This is a genomic window from Leptospira ryugenii, from assembly GCF_003114855.1.
Lineage (GTDB): Bacteria > Spirochaetota > Leptospiria > Leptospirales > Leptospiraceae > Leptospira_A > Leptospira_A ryugenii.
The window spans coordinates 482067-498385 of sequence record NZ_BFBB01000002.1; the positions used below are offsets into that span (position 1 = coordinate 482067).

A 16319-nucleotide genomic window follows, 5' to 3' on the forward strand; every position below is an offset into this window, starting at 1 on the left:
CGAATCAGCCTACCTACTGAAAGGTGTCCGAAAGTAAAAACTGCTCTAATGCTCCAAACCAAGATCCATGCGCAAATGGATCTTTCACTATCTTTCGGAAAGCCTCTCTCGCTTCTTTTGGTATCTCTGCCTTTCGTTTTTCGTAGCCCAAAGCCAAAATTTCCCATTTTCGCACTAGTGTTCTGATCAGAGATTGAAGATTCTCCTCCTTCATTCCATGGGAAAACGTAGAGAGAATATGCAACATAGAATAGATCCGAAATCGGTCCATGGCTTTGTATCTCATGGAAAGTTGATCGGGGTGTCCACCGTAGCGTATAAGTAAGGTCTCTTTGAGAAGACCGATTTCCCTCCCCAAGGCAAATATCCGAAGCCAAAGGTCATAGTCTTCACAGGCAGGCAATTCCTCGCGAAAACCGCCAAGTTCCGTCCAGAGTTCCCTCTTCAAACAGACACTGGAAACCGTGACCAAACAGTTCTCGAGAGATTCTTTGAAGAAAAATCCTTCCCTTTTTTGTAACTTTTGGGGTTGGTTTACAAATCTTTCCTTTCGTATCCACTCCTCTTCACACTGTGAGACGAAAAGCTGGGGATTGTTTGCATGGAATGCCATTTGCTTTTCTAATTTGGATGGATACCATTCATCATCGGAATCTAAAAACGTTAGCCAATCCCCTTGCGACAAGGTAACGGCGTGGTTTCTTGCACTCGAAACACCTTGTTTGGCCTGTCTTTCCCATTTGAGATTCCAATTTTTTTTTAGTGAGAGACTTTGAACAGTTTGCAGAAAGACTTCTGTCGCTAGAGCTTCTTTGTGATCGCTACCATCGTCGATTACGATCAATTCTATATTAGGATAGGTTTGTTTAAGAACTGAATGTACAGCACGTTGGAGAAGCAAACTTCGGTTATGGACAGGGATGATGACGCTAACCAGAGGTACCATTTCGTACTTTATCCTCCTATAAAGTTGAGAAAATTGATCTGACCACCTTGGTGCAAATACAACCAAGGTTTGGGATACTTTTCTTTGTTTGGGAGACTGGTTAAAAATTCTAACATTGGCATAGCATAGAGAGGATCAAAGAGAATTCCCGTAGTTTTAAAGAGACTCTTTGCTTTCTCCCGTTCTCGTATATCTCGTTTTGCATAGGGTTTTCTTTGTTCATGGATGTTGTCCAAGGAAATGCTATCTTGCCCAAGACCTAAAACTTTCGTTCGCTCGAGAAGTAATTCCACAAACTGGGATTTGGATTCTCCTATACACAACCCTTGCACCTCGCATTGGGTTTGGGAAAAAAAATCCTGTGCTGAGAGAAAACTAAGCCCAGAACCAATTTCGAGAAAGAGAGTTTTCCTACCAGGATAGGAATTCTCTATCCCTTCCCAAAGTCCTTGTAAGCCTGATACTGCCTCAGGCATAAAACCAAATTCCGGTAGCCATCCTTCGGCACCAACTTCAAGCTTGTGGGCTAGGAGAGCTTCTTTTCTGGATGAAAACAGCCTCAGATCATTTGCAAAATATTCCACTAAACATCGATTTGCTGATCTTTTTGTAGCATCTTTGGTAAATGCAAAGACTTTGCTTTTGTATCCAAGGCAGTGGAAGACGGTAACGAAGGATGCAAGGAAATTGCTATGGATGCTTCCCACGATGCAAATGCTTTTGCAGTTTCCTAGTTTAGAGAGAATGCCTTGGATCTTTCGAAGTTTTGTTCCGAAGCCCAAGGGCAATGTATCATCTCGAACGAGTATGAGCTCTGGGGTCTCTGGCATGGGCCCAATTTGCTGAAATCGAATGGGAAGCTCTCTCTGGGAGAGCTCTTTGAAAAAAGAGGAAAGGCTTTTCTCAATCACTCGTTTTTAAAATGGACAAAAAGGCTTCCTGTGGGATCTCCACATTGCCAATTTGCTTCATTCGTTTTTTACCTTCTTTCTGTTTTTCCAAAAGTTTTTTCTTACGGGAGATATCTCCTCCGTAGCACTTTGCCGTTACATTTTTTCGCAAGGCAGAGATGCTTTCTCTTGCGATCACCTTAGAACCTAAGGCCGCTTGGATAGGAATCATAAATTGATGTCTAGGAATCAAATCTTTTAGTTTTTCAATGATGGCCCTACCTCGTTCTTCTGCTTTGGATTTATGCACAATAGAGGAAAGGGCATCCACAGGTTCCCCATTCACAAGGATGTCCATTCGAACCAGTTTGGATTCTCGGTAGCCTACTTCTTCGTAATCTAGAGAGGCGTAGCCTTTAGTGTAGGATTTTAATTTATCATAAAATTGAAATATAAGTTCTGTGAGCGGGAGTTCGTATGTTAGCTGAACTTTATCTTTGGAAAGATAAACAGTATCCATATGCACTCCTCTTTTTTCAATCACGAGAGACATGATATTGCCCACATAGGTCTCAGGGGAAATGATGGTAGCTTTTACAAAGGGTTCTTCTGCTTTCTCTATCGAGACAGGGTCAGGCCATTTGGAGGGGTTGTCGATTTCCACTGTCTCGTCTTTGGAGGTTGTGATCCTGAATTTAACGGACGGAGCCGTTGTGATCAGAGCTAAATTAAATTCCCTTTCAAGTCTTTCCTGTACGATCTCCATATGAAGAAGTCCCAGGTAACCCACACGAAATCCGAATCCCAGTGCAATGGAGTTTTCCCTTTCGAAAGTTAAAGCTGAATCATTTAGCTTTAACTTTTCGATCGCATCTACCAAAACTTCAAAATCTTCGCCATTGATGGGAAAAAGACCGGCAAACACCATTGGTTTTGCATCTTTAAATCCTTGCACAACCGAATCAGTTGGGTCATTGCTCAGGGTAATGGTATCTCCCGTTTTGGCATCTCCCATCTTCTTCATTCCAGCAACTACATATCCTACATCACCTGACTGGAGTTCCTCGACGGGAACCATTGTCAGTCGGTTAACACCTACTTCGGTTACTATAAAATCCCTACCCACATTCATCATGTGGATTTGTTCCCCTTTCTTTAACTTCCCATTGAACAGACGTATCTTTGCAACCACACCCATATATGTATCGAAAAAGGAATCGTAAATAAGAGCTTTTAGTGGAGCATTTCTGTCACCTTTGGGCGGAGGGATCATTTTACAAATTGCTTCTAGTACATCCTTTACGTTCAGTCCAGTTTTTGCCGAAATGGGAATTGCTTCATCTGGATTCAATCCTAGAGATTCTTCAATCATGATTTTGCACTTATCTATATCGGCGGAAGGTAGATCGATTTTGTTAATGACAGGGATGATACGAAGGTCAAGCTCCATTGCCAGGTATAAGTTAGCTAAGGTTTGCGCTTCCACACCTTGGCTTGCATCGACGATCAAAAGGACACCTTCACAAGCCGCCAAGGAACGAGAAACTTCGTACGTAAAGTCCACGTGGCCAGGAGTATCAATCAGATTTAGGTGGTATAAATTTCCATCATTGGCTCGGTAATCAAAAGAAGCATTGTTTGCCTTAATGGTGATGCCTCTCTCCCTTTCGATGTCCATGGAATCTAGGATTTGGTCTTTTTTGGTTCTTTGGTCTGTGACAAGGCCAATCTCCAGGAGTCGATCGGCCAATGTGGATTTTCCATGGTCCACATGTGCTATGATCGAAAAATTCCGAGTGTTTTGTTGGCGATCGTTCATAGCAATTCCCTCATTTTTATGTCATTTTTTAGGGTGCTGACTCTCTGTCGAAAAAGTTTATTGTCAGCTTGTTAAAATTCCTTACACTGGAAGCAAGTATAAGCGTCAGGAGAATACAAAAGACCCCTATGTCCCAAAATTCCAATATCAAATCAGTGAAAGCGAGAGAAATCATGGACTCCCGAGGGAATCCAACTGTCGAGGTAGATGTTACTTTAGAAGACGGTTCCTTCGGACGTGCGGCGGTGCCATCTGGTGCTTCCACTGGTGAACATGAAGCAGTTGAACTTCGTGATGGTGATAAAAAAAGGTATTTGGGCAAGGGAGTTGAGAAAGCAGTTTCCAATGTAAACCAAAAGATCTCAAAGGCAATCCTCGGAATGTCTGCTTTGGAACAACTGGCTGTTGACCAGGCAATGATCAGCTTGGATGGAACCTCCAACAAATCCAAATTAGGTGCCAACGCCATTTTAGGCGTTTCTTTGGCTTTGGCAAAAGCTGCGGCAAACCATACAGGTCTTCCTTTGTATCGGTACATTGGTGGGTCATTCGCGAGAGAATTACCCGTTCCAATGATGAATATCATCAATGGAGGCTCTCATGCTGATAACAACATCGACTTCCAAGAGTTTATGATCCTTCCTGTGTCCGCTCCCAACTTCAAAGAGGGATTAAGGATGGGTGCTGAAGTCTTCCATCATTTAAAGTCTGTTTTAAAGTCAAAGAACCTCAATACGGCTGTAGGCGATGAAGGTGGCTTTGCACCCAATTTGACAAGCAACAGTGAGGCTATTGAAGTGATTCTGACTGCCATTGAAAAAGCAGGCTACAAGCCAGACACAGACATCAAAATCGGATTGGATGCTGCTGCTTCAGAATTCTACGATGAGAAAAAGAAAAAATACGTCCTAAAAGCAGAAAAGAAACCAGAGAAAACAGCAGAGGAACTCATCGAATACTACTCAAATTTAGTTTCAAAGTATCCGATCATTACCATAGAAGATGGATTGGATGAAAACGATTGGACAGGCTGGAAAAAACTTTCAGAAAAACTTGGATCCAAGATCCAACTTGTAGGTGATGATTTGTTTGTAACCAATATTGAAAAGTTAGCGCAAGGAATCCAAAAAGGGATTGGGAATTCAATATTGATCAAAGTAAACCAAATCGGAACGCTTTCGGAAACTTTGAGTGCAATTGAAATGGCAAAAAAAGCCAAATACACCGCTGTAGTATCCCATAGATCTGGAGAAACGGAAGATGCGACCATTTCCCATATTGCCGTAGCCACCAATTCTGGCCAAATCAAGACAGGATCTCTCAGTAGAACGGACAGGATTGCCAAATACAACGAACTATTGAGAATAGAAGAAGAATTGGGAGCAAGGGCAGTTTATTCTGGGAAACACACCTTTTACAATTTAGGAAAATGAAATGAAAGCCGGGAAAGCCTCACTTCTAGTCGGATATCTTTGCACACTGTTTTATGCGGTCGTTCTGTCCTCATCTGGACTCGCAGAACAGAGACTACTCGCCAAAGAACACCAAAAGATATCCGAAGAGGTGGAGCGCCTTGCCATTGAAAACCAAGTTTTGGAGGAAAGAGAAAAACGCCTCCAAAATGATTCCTATGCCTTGGAAAAAGAAGCTAGGAAGTATTACCTCCTATCTGAATCCTCACGAGTGATCAAATTTGTGGAAGCCATGAGTGCAAAGGAACTGAGCCCCAGTGGTCCAAAAGCCGCTCAGGTTTCCCTACAAATGAAAATGACAGAGCCACCTCTCTTTGTCCTAAGATTCTTTTATATTTCTTTCAGTGTTTTCTTATGCTTGGGAGTATATTTCAAATTGAAAAGCTTGCCTCCTCAGTCTAAGCTTTGAAGACTGAAATTATGCCAGATACAGAAGCACCAGAAAAAGAAATTACAGAAACCTTACAAGACCTTATCAGCGATAAAAACATCGGAAAGAAGTTCCTTGAAAAAAGAAAAATCTTCCTTTGGGGACCAGTCACAGATGAATCTTCCAAAGATCTCGTAAATAAACTTCTCTACCTCGAGTTAATGGAACCGGGCAAACCTATCACCTTTTATATCAATAGTCCAGGTGGTGTGGTAACTTCGGGTATGGTTGTTTACGATACCATGCAAATGATTTCAAGCCCTGTGTACACCGTATGTATGGGGATGGCAGCATCTATGGGCTCCATTCTTCTCATTGGTGGTAAAAAAGGCCATCGCTACATTTGGCCGAACGGTCGAGTGATGATCCACCAACCCTCCATCGGAGGTCAGATCCAAGCTCCAGCTACTGATCTTTTGATCCACGCCAAAGATATCATAAAAACCAAAGAAAAGCTGAATCGACTTTTGGCGGATGCTTGCGGAAAGTCCTACGATCAATTGGTAGAGGATACGGATCGGGATTATTACATGGATGCAGAAGAAGCCATTGCTTATGGCATCGTAGACAAGCTTGTCACCAGCGTCGACGTTGGTTGAAAAAAGATTTACCCCTCGGAGATTCCTTGAGGGGAAACATCTACAAACCGTTTACAATGTGCTCTTTCCACCTGATAATTCTCTGGCGGAAGAGTACTTCAATGAAGCCATAGTTTTACCAACGATCGATGGAACCGAAGACCATTTATGGTTAGAGCACAACCCACCCCTTTCCCTTTCCAAAAACAAAGAAGCTAAGTGGAACGGTCACTACATCATCCTAATCCACGGGATGGAAGGTAGTTCAGAATCTCATTATATGGTAAGTGTAGGAAAAGAAGCTCTCCTGCGAGGCTATGGTGTGATTCGAATGAATCTACGCAACTGTGGAAAAGGATTAGGTCTTGCGAGAAAACCTTATAATGCAGGTCAGTCGGAAGACTTGGATGCAGTCCTAAGTTATGTAGAGAGGTATTATACAAAAAAATATGTTGTGAGCGGTTTTTCCCTCTCAGCAAATTTAGTCTTAAAGTATTTCGGAGAGAATCGAAAATTTAAGGCCCGCGCTTTTTCCGCAACTTCTCCACCTTTAGATTTACGCAGGAGTTGTGACTTCATCGATTCACGGGCTGGACTTTTCTACCGAACCCATTTTTTAACAACGATGAAAGAGAAAGTGGAGTCTGGGATCTATGATATCTCACGCTCAGCCATAGAGAAGGTTTTGAAATCCAAGACTTTTTTTGATTTTGATGAGTTTTTTACAGCACCAATGTCTGGATATAAAAATGTTTTAGAATATTATAATATATGCTCAAGTAGCCGATACCTTTCAAATATAAAAACACCTGGGCTTGTTATACACGCGGATGATGACCCAGTTGTACCTTCGGAAGTATGGAGAGAAATTGACTGGCAAAAGTTCCAAAACATAGAAACAATCTTAACTGAAAAAGGTGGACACGTCGGTTTTATTTCCGACTCTACTTCTGATTATCCTGACGGCAGATGGTTGCCCAAAATGATTATGGATTTTTTTGATCGTAAACTTTCCTAGTGCAGAATTCGATTCGGAGGGATCATGAGAGATTTATTGAAAGAATGTTTAGCTGGTGAAACAGAACTTGTAGAGTTAAGGTACCACCATAAAGAAAATAGATCCTTTTTTGCTGAAAAAAATCGTATAGAATCGAGTTCTCTTCGGAAACGAAGTGGTGTAGGCGTGCGTGTGCTCCATAATGGAACTTGGGGTTTTGCCTCCACAAGTGAGATATCAAAGGTCTCCATACAAAACGCAATTCTCAGAGCAAAAAAGGTAGCAGATCTTTCTTCTTCCTTGCGCCATGATAAGATCGGTCGCCTTCCCGAAGTTACATTTGCGAAGGGTGATTTTATCGGAGCGGGCATTGCCGACTTTCGGAACCGAACGGTCGAAGAAAAGTTAGAACTCGTTTTGAAAACGCAAGAAAAAGCCAGCAAATCTTCCCCCCTCCTACAATCCGTTGGTTGTGGTTATTCTGAAATTTATGAAGAAAAGGCAATCGTTAGCTCCGATGGTGCCGATGCCTTTTTCTCTATGGTTCGTCCAGAATTCCGAGTGAATGCTGTCGCCAATGAAGCAGGTAAATTAGAAACAGGATCAGAATCAATCGGGGTGACTGGTGGCTGGGATTGCCTATTCCGTAACCAATCTCCTGATGAACTCTCTGAAGAGGCCTGTAAAACAGCCCTTGATCTTCTCAAATCGGAATTGCCGAAAGGTGGTCTTTCCATGGTAATCCTCTCTCCGTCCATCGTTGGTTTACTTGTGCATGAGGCCATTGGTCATACCGTGGAAGCTGATTTCGTTTTAGCTGGAAGTGTAGCGAATGGCAAACTTGGCAAACGAGTGGGATCAGATCTTGTCAATCTCTGCGATTCTGGACAGTCTGAATACTACGAAGGAGCAGGTGGAACAATTCCTGTAGATGACGAAGGCGTTCTACCTGAACGGACAGTAATCATTGAGAATGGAATTTTAAAATCCTATTTACACAACCGTGAAACAGCCGCTAAATTTGGAGTAAAGCCTACTGGGTCTGCAAGAGCCTGGGAGTATTCTGATGTTCCTTTGATCCGCATGAGAAACACATATCTAATGCCTGGCCAATCCAGTTTGGAAGAGATGATCGCAAACACTCAGGATGGTTACTTCTTAGATGGTGCAAAAAATGGACAAGCCGATGCCACAGGTGAGTTTATGTTTGCCGTTCAAAAAGCCTATAGAATTCGGAATGGAAAAATTGCCGAGCTTCTGAAAGGTGTTACGGTTTCTGGCCTTGCTTTTGATGTATTGCAAAGTGTGGACATGGTATCGAAAGAATTTCGTTGGGATTTAGGTTCAGGACATTGCGGAAAAGGCCAACCTGCAAAAGTGGATGCGGGTGGACCTTATATCAGAACCAAAGTTTTGCTAGGTGGCAATTGATGGATAAAATCGCACTGGAAGCAAAGATCTCCGAACAAAGAGATCACCTTACTTCTCTCGTTTTACGTGCAAAACAAAATGGTATCGATGAGCTTGAAATTTTTTCCAGTTATGGCTTTTCTGAGGAAGTTACTTTAGAAAAAAATGATCTAAACAATTGTGCCTCGACAGAAGAAAATATGTTTGGTATCCGTGTGGTTCACAAAGGCTGCCAAGGGTTTCTCACCACAAACCATCTCCCCAGTTTATGGGAATCCATCCTAGAGGCGCAGAGCCTAGCAAAATCTCAAACTACTCCGGATCCTTCCTTGGTCCTACCGGAGGTGCGGCCTTTAGAAGTTCGTCCCGAAGGATACCGCTCTGCCATTGATGCCGTTTCCATAGAAGATTTGGTAGGGATTGCAAAGTCTATCCTCGAGAGGAGACGGGATGAATATCCCCTCGTCAATATTGATTCAGGCGATATTACAATTTCTAAAGGTTTCAAAATGATCATCTCCTCAAAAGGAGTGTATGGTGCGGAACTTGGCGCCGGGATTTCTGCTTCAGTCATGGGGATGGCTGTGCAGGGTGAGGATATAGGGAGTTTTGACTATGACAGTGCGAGTGCAGAAGACTTAGAAACATTTTTACCAAAATGGCAAAAAGCGTTCCAGAAATTTGGTGATAACTGTATGGGCGCACTGGGAGCGAGAACAATTCAGAGTTTTAAGGGAAAAATTTTATTACCACCGGACGCTGTGTACTCTTTTTTTCTCGGATCCTTCTTGGGTTCTTTAAACGGAACTAGTTTAAGAAAAGGAAAGAGCAAGATGGCCAATCGTTTGGGCACCCAGGTCGCGGATTCTCGGCTCTCTATCTGGGAAGACCCAACATTGGAGTCTCGTTCAGGCACAACTGCATTTGATCGAGAGGGCCAACCAACTAAGAAACAAGACATTCTGAAAGACGGTGTCCTTTCGAGTTATTTTTACAATACCTATGAGGCAAAAAAGGCAGGCCTCCCCGCGTCCAATGGTTTTGCAACGGGTGGCGCACAGAGTTTACCCGGCTGTGGACCTAGACAATTGCAAATCCAGGCAGGTACAGAGGCAAAGGATTCCTTTTTTTCTCTGAAGGAAAAGGTTCTATATATCAATCGTATTTCTGGAACCAGTGATGCCGCGTCAGGTGATTTCTCAGGAGTTGTGAAAGGAGGATTCCTCTTAGAATCAGGAGAAAAGATTCCGATCAAAGAGGTACAAATAGTAGGCAATGTTTTTGACTCTCTCCACCAAATCGAGGCTATTTCGAAGGAAGGCGAACTTCTAGGTGAGTCCTACTTTGTTCCATATTTTTTGATGGATGGCTATTCCATTACAGGAATGGAGAATGGCAAATAATTCCCCTACCCCTGAAATCTTAGAACGGCCATTAGGTGCCTCTTTTTTTCTAATTTTGTCTTACCAAGAAGAAAAGGTTTATTTTGAAGTGAAGAACCAATGGGAAAAAAAATACTCCAAAGTTAGTTATGAATCGATTCCCCTCCCCAAATGGGAGCTTGATCCTACCGAAAAACTTCAATCCATTTCTGCAAAGTTTACAAGGATTCTCTCCTTTCGAAGAAGGATCCACCGAGAAGAGTTAGTGGAAATCAAAAAAGATTGCATCGAAGCCCAAAATGTTTGGCGTAAAGAGGATCCTCTCTTACGTCTTGTGCCTGGCTATCTAACATCACATAATGTTGTGATTGCACAGTCAAAGGATGATTTTCATCGGATTTACCTATACCAAGGTGTTTTTTCTGAAATTGTGTATGTCTATCATTCCGGAAAATTTTCTGTCTTAGATACGGCACCTCTTTTTTTTAAGAACCAGGAGGCCATTTACTTTTTCCATAATCTTCGAGAGTCATATGAATACAATAAATTCAAAGATTAAAGGATTTAGCTTTCTTTTCTGTATTGCCTTTTATTTAAATTGCCAGCTAACAGAGAATGGTGAATTAAAGGTAATAAAAATAGAGTTTTGCGATAACTTCAACAACCAGTTGGAGTGCACAGAAAAAAAGAAGGCAAAGGACTGGCTCTCTATCCCAAGGACAAAATTGGGAAAAGAATCTGAAAATTGGGAAAATCTCGGAAATTATCTATATTTTCATGTACGTGAGACACCAGGAATCCTTCTCCATTTCTCTCGAAATCTTACCGCAGAGGAGAGCAAACAGTTTAAAGGCAATTTCAAAGCATACTTAGGAATAAATGGCTATGAAGAAAAGATGGAAGGCTTAGAAATCGGAACATCAAATATTGCCTCGTTTCACTATTTAGGTTCCCTACTCAAGGATTGGATGAGAAAAAAAGGAATCGCAAAAGAAAAGGTCAACTTCGACCTGATCAATCCACTCCTATTGCAATATCGCTATGAACTTCCTGATGGAACGGGGCAATCGCTCCAACGTGAGTTGTACCTAAATTGGTCAGATGGTGATTTTCCAAAATAGTTTGTTAGGTGAAAAGAAAAATTCTTCGAATCCCAATCCAGTCAATGCTTGCATAGAGATTGCTAAGGTGATTGCACCCGCTAATGGTATTAGTAAGTTATCGTCGATGAGTCCTTTTGCTGTTGTCGAGGAAAAGAACTCAGTTAGACAAGACACCAAAACCGCAAGAAAAGTTGCTAGAATGGGAATCCAATCAATCGAATCTGCTTTGTAAATGCTAAAGATGTGATTTGGGTCTCGGAAACTCAAAAGCAAAAGTACCAAAACGCTGACAGTAAATGCGCCCGTCACAAATCCAAAGACTCCTTCCCGGGACTTGCCATTGTAAAATCGATTCTTTCCATATTTGGAACCTACATAAGCTGCGATTGGATCACCAATTACCAAAAACAAAATGGAAAGCACTGCGATTTCTGCAGAGAAAAAAAGAACCACAAGAAAGTTTGCAAGAAAATAAGGAACTGTTCCGTTGAATCGATTTCTCTCCTCTTCTTTCATTAAAAAACCAAAGTAACGAAAAAAGAAAGATTCAAAGCTAGGAATGCTTAGGCGAAGCGATTCTAAAAAGACTAAACCAAATAAAAACAAACCTAGATACACCACCAAAAAGGCTCTTGTACCATTTTGGTACCCACCAAATGAGGAAAACAAATCAAGATACAAACTAATGGGAATGATGAGGCCTAAAACATGCCATACCTTTCGTAAAAAATTGAATCCATGTTTATTTTGCATTGTCTATCTAACTCCTCTAGATGCCATTTTGAAAGCACCTTCTTCATTTTGGGCGATGGGAAAAAGGTTTTTGATGCCTGCCATAGCAAAAGCCTGGCGAACGGACATTGGTAAATTGATGAGAATAATTTTATGTTTCTGAAGGAAAGCTTCTTCGCTCAAGGTTCTGAAGGCTTGGATTCCTTGGGTGGTAACCATATTGAGTTCTTCGAGATCTAGGATCACAGATCCATGTTTTAGCGAGGAGGTCACTGATTGGACACATTTTCTAGCCGTGAAATTGTTTAGATTTCCTTGCAATTTTGTTACATAGACAGTGTCGATTTTTTCTGTCGCTACGACTAGATCGTCTAAACTCATAAAATTTTAACCATTTCATTTTTCATTCTTGCACTCTTTGGCAAGTAAATAAATCCTTTGGATGGAGGCAGGTTTGAAGGTAAAAGTAGCACACCTTTTTAAGAAACTAGAAGAAATCGAACGAGATTCTTCTGAGCTTAAAAAACTGACAGATCGTTTGGCGGATGACCGAGAGTATTCACCCGTTCTCAAAGCGAGTTTCTCTCAAGAAATTGAGAAATTAGAAGAACAGCGTAAAGAGATTCTCAGCATCAAGGTAGAAAAAAATCCTACCCTCGTTGCGACAAATTCCCAAGTTACGGAATCTGCGGAAAGGACGAATACAGAGCCCTTGGATCGCAAAAAATCTGATAAGCCTGTTCGAAAATATTAACCATTCTGAATCTTCTTCGACTCTCTCAAGGAAATACAATGAAACAAATCAAACAATTTTACCTTTTGGTAATCCTTTCGTTTACTCTGTTCTCTCTGAACCAGTGTTCGGGGGACTCGGAAATTTTAGCCACCTTTGACGGCGGTACAGTTACCAGAGGGGAACTCAATTTCTTCATCCAATCCAACAAAAGAAGTGCGGATCCTGAGCCTGTAAATTCTGAAATCCAAAGTAAGATCGTTGAGAACATTGCATTAGAAAAAATGTTAATGTTGGATAGCATAAAGAACCAAAAAGTAAGCCAGGAAGACCTACAAAAATTAGAAAATTTGGTTTCTGATTTTTTAAAGTTCAATGTGTATTTGAAAGATTATGTAAAACGAAGCATAGAATCTAAACCACTTGAATTCGTAAGCCTTGAGATGGCATTGATCAGAAGCGAAGATGAAGCTGCAAATGTAAAAAAGGCCGATGAAATATTAGCAAAATTGAATTCTGCAAAATCAAGTGAGATTTCGGATATTCTTGCTGAGGCTACAGACGATGTAGGCAGAAAGCCAATCGGCGGCAAATTAGAACCGTTCTGTACAAATTGCAATTCTAACCCTTTAGAAGATATCATCGAAGCAACTAAAAAAGCTCCAAAGGGTGAGTTTATAAAGTATGATAAAGACCCTCGAATGATCTATGTGTTGAGGATTACTGATACAGAAAAGGTAAACGCAAAACGCGTGGCAAAGTATTATACTTCTGTGTTCAAAGACTTTGCAAAATTAGCTGAAGAGTATGCTAAGACTCATACTGATGAACAAACAAAAAATGCAGTTAGTTATCTAGTCGAAGGTGATCAAGAAGAAAAAGGTAAACAATTTGCCCAACAAATGATCAAACAATTCGAACAAGGTTTGTACCAAAAAGAATCGATGAGAATCAAGGAAGCTGCCGGCGTTGAATTTGGAAATCTACCTCCTGTTTTCTCTGTTGAGGAGATAGTACCCAAAGACTATAGCGCAGATCGAGTTTTATTAAAATACAAAGATGGAAGCATATATAAATGGTCCGATCTCGAAAAAGAGTTTGCTGAATTGCCAAAGGCCTTGCTAAACGATTACAAGGATGATAAAAGTAAAATTTTTGATATGGTGAAGTTATTCCAATCTACTTTGGTGCAAGGTAAAATCGCAAAGACATCACCGGAAGTTCAGAAAATTGGAAAAAAACAAGAATTTTTACTACAATTGGATCGAATGAAAGGTTCATTGGCATTTAAGAATCTTCAAGACGAGATGTCTGCTCTCAAAATTGAGATCTCACCAAAACAAATCCAAGATACCTATGAAGCTGGAAAGTTATATGCTTATTCAAAGGCTGATCCACGCGATCCCAACAAGAGGATTCCACTTCCTTTTTATGAGGTGAAGGATAAAATTAAATCTGAATTGGAAAACAATGAAAAAAATGCATATGTGCAAAAAAGGGTTGATACATTAAAATCTTCTTATAATCTAAAGATCGATACAAGTCGCCTAAAGGATGTTATGATATAGGTCTTTGTCTTTAAAGGTTTTTTTTGTTGAGTTTTCCCTCAGTTGACTTAGTTTGGTACTGAGGGGGAGCACATGAACAACCACATCTACATGTTAAGGAAAAAAAGAGGGGTAAAGCAGTATGATATGGCCAGAGCACTGGGTGTATCGCCAAGTTACCTCTCCAAAATTGAAACAGGGGCACAGGAGCCGACAGAAAAATTCAAAGTTGCCTGCGCAAAATACCTTAAGACATCTGTTGATCGACTTTTCAACGACTCGCTTGTGGAAAAGGTATATCCTGAATTTGCAAATGGATTGAAGAACAAACTCTGGGCAGTCAGACGTGAACTTGGTATCAAGCAGTATGATTTCGCGAAAAAACTTAAAGTGTCCACTCCCTTTCTATCAAAGGTAGAGCTTGGTCTCTTAGATCCTCCCGAACAGTTCAAAACCTTAGCTTCGAAGGCATTGAAGAAGAGCAAAAAAGATCTTTTTCGTTAGTTTTACCTTTCTAAAAAGCAGGGTACTTTCCCTGCTTTTTTATGTACCATAGCAAAAAAACTTTCCTTCCGCCTGTTTTGATTTGTACTAGGCAAGAATGAAACAGACAAATGACGGTTGGGCTACAAGGATAGGATTGATCTTTGCAGTCGCAAGTGGCGCTATCGGTCTAGGAAATTTTTTGAGGTTTCCTGGGCAGGCCGCACAGAATGGTGGTGGAGCCTTTATGGTCCCCTACATCATTAGTTTTGTGGTGCTCGGCATACCAGTCTGTATGGCAGAGTGGACCATGGGTAGGATGGGTGGCCATAATGGGCACAGCTTCCCGTTTATTGTCCGAACCTACTTAAAAGGTTATAGCTTAAGGCTGACAGGTGCTATCGGGGTGATGGTTCCGGTCATGATCTATGTTTATTACATCTTCATTGAATCCTGGTGTCTTGCCTACGCCTATTACTTCTTCACCGGTGGGATCAACATTTCTAGCTCATCTGCCGCTAATGGAAAAGAGATACAGGAGACATCTCAGTTTTTCCTTCAATTGACTGGTGCCGAAGCAAATGGACAGGCATTCGAAAGCCCCATAATCTTGTTCTTTCTTTTATGTTTTCTTTTTAACTTTTTGTTGGTTTATAGAGGATTGTCTAGGGGCTTAGAAGCATTTGCAAAACTAGCTATGCCTCTTATGGGTGTATGCTCGCTTGTCATCCTAATCAGAGTGTTATCGATTCCTGGCATTGAGGCAGGTCTTGCTTTTATGTGGAATCCTAATTGGTCAAGTTTAAGCCAACCCAAAGTATGGATCAATGCGGCAGGTCAGGTGTTTTTTTCACTTTCAACTGGATTTGGAATCGCTTTGGTATTTTCCAGTTTTTTAAAAAAGAAAGACGATGTTGTCCTTTCTAGTTTATCTTCTGCCTCTTTAAATGAGTTCGCAGAAGTGGTATTTGGTGGAATGATTACTATCCCTGTTGCCTTTCTATTTTTAGGGGCTTCTGTAACAGACTTCAAAACCTTTGGAATGGGATTTATAGCCTTACCGGCTGTTTTCGGTTTGATGCCAGGCGGTTCATTCTTTGGTGCACTTTGGTATTTAGTTCTTTTTTTAGCAGCTCTTACATCCTCAATTACAATGCTACAACCCGGGATTTTGTTTTTAGAGGAAGGATTCCGACTTTCAAAAAAGAAAGCCTCACTATTTTTATTTATTTTTACTTTTTCACTTTGTCTTCCCATTATTTATTTTAACAAAGATTTTGCGGCGCTAGATATTGCAGATTTTTATGTTGGTACACTTTTGATTTATGTATTAGCAACCATACAAATCTTTATTTTTTATTTTAAAGTGGGTGTCTCAAAAGGTGCAAATGATGCATCTGTTGGTTCCCTACTTCCCTTTCCCAAAATCATAGCATTTTTTCTTAAATATATTACTCCCTGGTTACTTTTAGTGATCTTTGCTTCTTTTTGTTATATGGATTTACCTGACAATATTTTGAAAATGGACTCTGAAAGTATGGCAAGCCTGGCGGCGAATGAAGGAAAGGATGTCCACACTGCGGTTGTAAAGGCTCGTATCTCCAAATATGTAGGTATTGCCCTATTGCTTATCTTTGGATTTATCTATTTATTAGTAGATCGAGCCATTGGAAAAGTAGAAAAGGAATCTCATGTCTAGTACAATAGAACTGAATCTCCAGGGTTGGCTAATCATGATTAGCTCTATAGGTTTTGTAGTCAGCCTTAGTTTTTATTGTTTGTATTACCTTATCAAAC

General features: G+C 40.9%; 17 protein-coding genes. 12 read left to right on the plus strand and 5 right to left on the minus strand.

Annotated features, from left to right (window positions below):
• Nucleotides 1–13 precede the first annotated feature (13 nt).
• The 3 genes from DI060_RS03065 to lepA form a co-directional block, all read right to left on the minus strand.
• Nucleotides 14–946 (minus strand): glycosyltransferase family A protein, encoded by a 933-nt coding sequence (locus DI060_RS03065; RefSeq protein WP_108973571.1) that lies wholly within the window; start codon nt 944–946, stop codon nt 14–16.
• 8 nt (nt 947–954) lie between these two features.
• Nucleotides 955–1776 carry a hypothetical protein gene (locus DI060_RS03070; protein ID WP_135354977.1) on the minus strand — a complete coding sequence of 274 codons (822 nt, stop codon included), beginning with the start codon at nt 1774–1776 and terminating at the stop codon, nt 955–957.
• Between the two features lie 73 nt (nt 1777–1849).
• Entirely contained in the window at nt 1850–3655 is a 1806-nt protein-coding gene (lepA, locus tag DI060_RS03075; RefSeq protein WP_108973575.1) for a translation elongation factor 4, read from the minus strand.
• Nucleotides 3656–3783: 128 nt separating this feature from the next.
• On the opposite strand from lepA, the gene eno reads away from it, so the two are divergent.
• The 8 genes from eno to DI060_RS03115 are packed head-to-tail and all read left to right on the plus strand — an operon-like array spanning nt 3784 to nt 11045.
• On the plus strand, nt 3784–5088 hold the full coding sequence (gene eno, locus DI060_RS03080; protein ID WP_108973577.1) for a phosphopyruvate hydratase: 1305 nt from the start codon (nt 3784–3786) through the stop codon (nt 5086–5088).
• A gap of 1 nt (nt 5089) precedes the next feature.
• Nucleotides 5090–5536 (plus strand): FtsB family cell division protein, encoded by a 447-nt coding sequence (locus DI060_RS03085; protein ID WP_108973579.1) that lies wholly within the window; start codon nt 5090–5092, stop codon nt 5534–5536.
• An 11-nt stretch (nt 5537–5547) separates the two neighbouring features.
• On the plus strand, nt 5548–6156 hold the full coding sequence (locus DI060_RS03090) for a ClpP family protease (RefSeq protein ID WP_108973581.1): 609 nt from the start codon (nt 5548–5550) through the stop codon (nt 6154–6156).
• Nucleotides 6149–7153: a YheT family hydrolase gene (locus tag DI060_RS03095; RefSeq protein ID WP_167836897.1), complete on the plus strand. Its 1005-nt coding sequence runs from the start codon at nt 6149–6151 to the stop codon at nt 7151–7153. The genes DI060_RS03090 and DI060_RS03095 overlap by 8 nt, the downstream gene beginning before the upstream one ends.
• A gap of 24 nt (nt 7154–7177) precedes the next feature.
• On the plus strand, nt 7178–8563 hold the full coding sequence (locus DI060_RS03100) for a TldD/PmbA family protein (protein WP_108973583.1): 1386 nt from the start codon (nt 7178–7180) through the stop codon (nt 8561–8563).
• Nucleotides 8563–9945, plus strand: coding sequence for a TldD/PmbA family protein (locus tag DI060_RS03105; protein WP_108973585.1), 1383 nt, complete (start codon nt 8563–8565; stop codon nt 9943–9945). Before DI060_RS03100 ends, DI060_RS03105 begins: the two co-directional genes overlap by 1 nt.
• Nucleotides 9935–10483, plus strand: coding sequence for a DUF4416 family protein (locus DI060_RS03110; RefSeq protein ID WP_108973587.1), 549 nt, complete (start codon nt 9935–9937; stop codon nt 10481–10483). Before DI060_RS03105 ends, DI060_RS03110 begins: the two co-directional genes overlap by 11 nt.
• Complete coding sequence (locus DI060_RS03115; protein WP_108973589.1) at nt 10458–11045, plus strand: hypothetical protein; 588 nt, start codon at nt 10458–10460, stop codon at nt 11043–11045. The genes DI060_RS03110 and DI060_RS03115 overlap by 26 nt, the downstream gene beginning before the upstream one ends.
• Here the strand turns inward: DI060_RS03115 and DI060_RS03120 are convergent.
• Complete coding sequence (locus DI060_RS03120) at nt 11022–11780, minus strand: diacylglycerol/polyprenol kinase family protein (protein ID WP_108973591.1); 759 nt, start codon at nt 11778–11780, stop codon at nt 11022–11024. The genes DI060_RS03115 and DI060_RS03120 overlap by 24 nt on opposite strands.
• Nucleotides 11781–11783: 3 nt before the next feature.
• The gene (locus tag DI060_RS03125; RefSeq protein ID WP_108973593.1) at nt 11784–12140 is read right to left on the minus strand and encodes an STAS domain-containing protein; all 357 of its coding nucleotides are present in this window, start codon (nt 12138–12140) and stop codon (nt 11784–11786) included.
• Between the two features lie 73 nt (nt 12141–12213).
• Here DI060_RS03125 and DI060_RS03130 point away from each other — a divergent pair, with 73 nt between their 5' ends.
• The 4 genes from DI060_RS03130 to DI060_RS03145 all read left to right on the plus strand — a co-directional run bounded on the left by DI060_RS03130 (nt 12214) and on the right by DI060_RS03145 (nt 16221).
• The gene (locus DI060_RS03130; protein WP_108974027.1) at nt 12214–12513 is read left to right on the plus strand and encodes a hypothetical protein; all 300 of its coding nucleotides are present in this window, start codon (nt 12214–12216) and stop codon (nt 12511–12513) included.
• A 38-nt stretch (nt 12514–12551) separates the two neighbouring features.
• A complete protein-coding gene (locus DI060_RS03135; protein ID WP_108973595.1) occupies nt 12552–14060 on the plus strand; it encodes an LIC12015 family putative lipoprotein in 1509 nt (502 codons plus the stop codon).
• 90 nt (nt 14061–14150) lie between these two features.
• On the plus strand, nt 14151–14543 hold the full coding sequence (locus DI060_RS03140) for a helix-turn-helix domain-containing protein (RefSeq protein ID WP_108974030.1): 393 nt from the start codon (nt 14151–14153) through the stop codon (nt 14541–14543).
• Nucleotides 14544–14640: 97 nt separating this feature from the next.
• Complete coding sequence (locus DI060_RS03145; RefSeq protein WP_108973597.1) at nt 14641–16221, plus strand: sodium-dependent transporter; 1581 nt, start codon at nt 14641–14643, stop codon at nt 16219–16221.
• The last annotated feature ends 98 nt before the right edge of the window (nt 16222–16319 follow it).

Excerpts from the sequence above, each read along its gene's own strand:
- DI060_RS03125 (WP_108973593.1), bottom strand. The coding sequence starts at position 12,140 with ATGAGTTTAGACGATCTAGTCGTAGCGACAGAAAAAATCGACACTGTC.
- DI060_RS03065 (WP_108973571.1), bottom strand. The coding sequence starts at position 946 with ATGGTACCTCTGGTTAGCGTCATCATCCCTGTCCATAACCGAAGTTTG.
- eno (WP_108973577.1), top strand. The coding sequence starts at position 3,784 with ATGTCCCAAAATTCCAATATCAAATCAGTGAAAGCGAGAGAAATCATG.
- DI060_RS03135 (WP_108973595.1), top strand. The coding sequence starts at position 12,552 with ATGAAACAAATCAAACAATTTTACCTTTTGGTAATCCTTTCGTTTACT.
- DI060_RS03115 (WP_108973589.1), top strand. The coding sequence starts at position 10,458 with ATGAATACAATAAATTCAAAGATTAAAGGATTTAGCTTTCTTTTCTGT.
- DI060_RS03110 (WP_108973587.1), top strand. The coding sequence starts at position 9,935 with ATGGCAAATAATTCCCCTACCCCTGAAATCTTAGAACGGCCATTAGGT.
- DI060_RS03070 (WP_135354977.1), bottom strand. The coding sequence starts at position 1,776 with ATGCCAGAGACCCCAGAGCTCATACTCGTTCGAGATGATACATTGCCC.
- lepA (WP_108973575.1), bottom strand. The coding sequence starts at position 3,655 with ATGAACGATCGCCAACAAAACACTCGGAATTTTTCGATCATAGCACAT.
- DI060_RS03105 (WP_108973585.1), top strand. The coding sequence starts at position 8,563 with ATGGATAAAATCGCACTGGAAGCAAAGATCTCCGAACAAAGAGATCAC.
- DI060_RS03140 (WP_108974030.1), top strand. The coding sequence starts at position 14,151 with ATGTTAAGGAAAAAAAGAGGGGTAAAGCAGTATGATATGGCCAGAGCA.
- DI060_RS03090 (WP_108973581.1), top strand. The coding sequence starts at position 5,548 with ATGCCAGATACAGAAGCACCAGAAAAAGAAATTACAGAAACCTTACAA.
- DI060_RS03100 (WP_108973583.1), top strand. The coding sequence starts at position 7,178 with ATGAGAGATTTATTGAAAGAATGTTTAGCTGGTGAAACAGAACTTGTA.
- DI060_RS03145 (WP_108973597.1), top strand. The coding sequence starts at position 14,641 with ATGAAACAGACAAATGACGGTTGGGCTACAAGGATAGGATTGATCTTT.
- DI060_RS03085 (WP_108973579.1), top strand. The coding sequence starts at position 5,090 with ATGAAAGCCGGGAAAGCCTCACTTCTAGTCGGATATCTTTGCACACTG.
- DI060_RS03120 (WP_108973591.1), bottom strand. The coding sequence starts at position 11,780 with ATGCAAAATAAACATGGATTCAATTTTTTACGAAAGGTATGGCATGTT.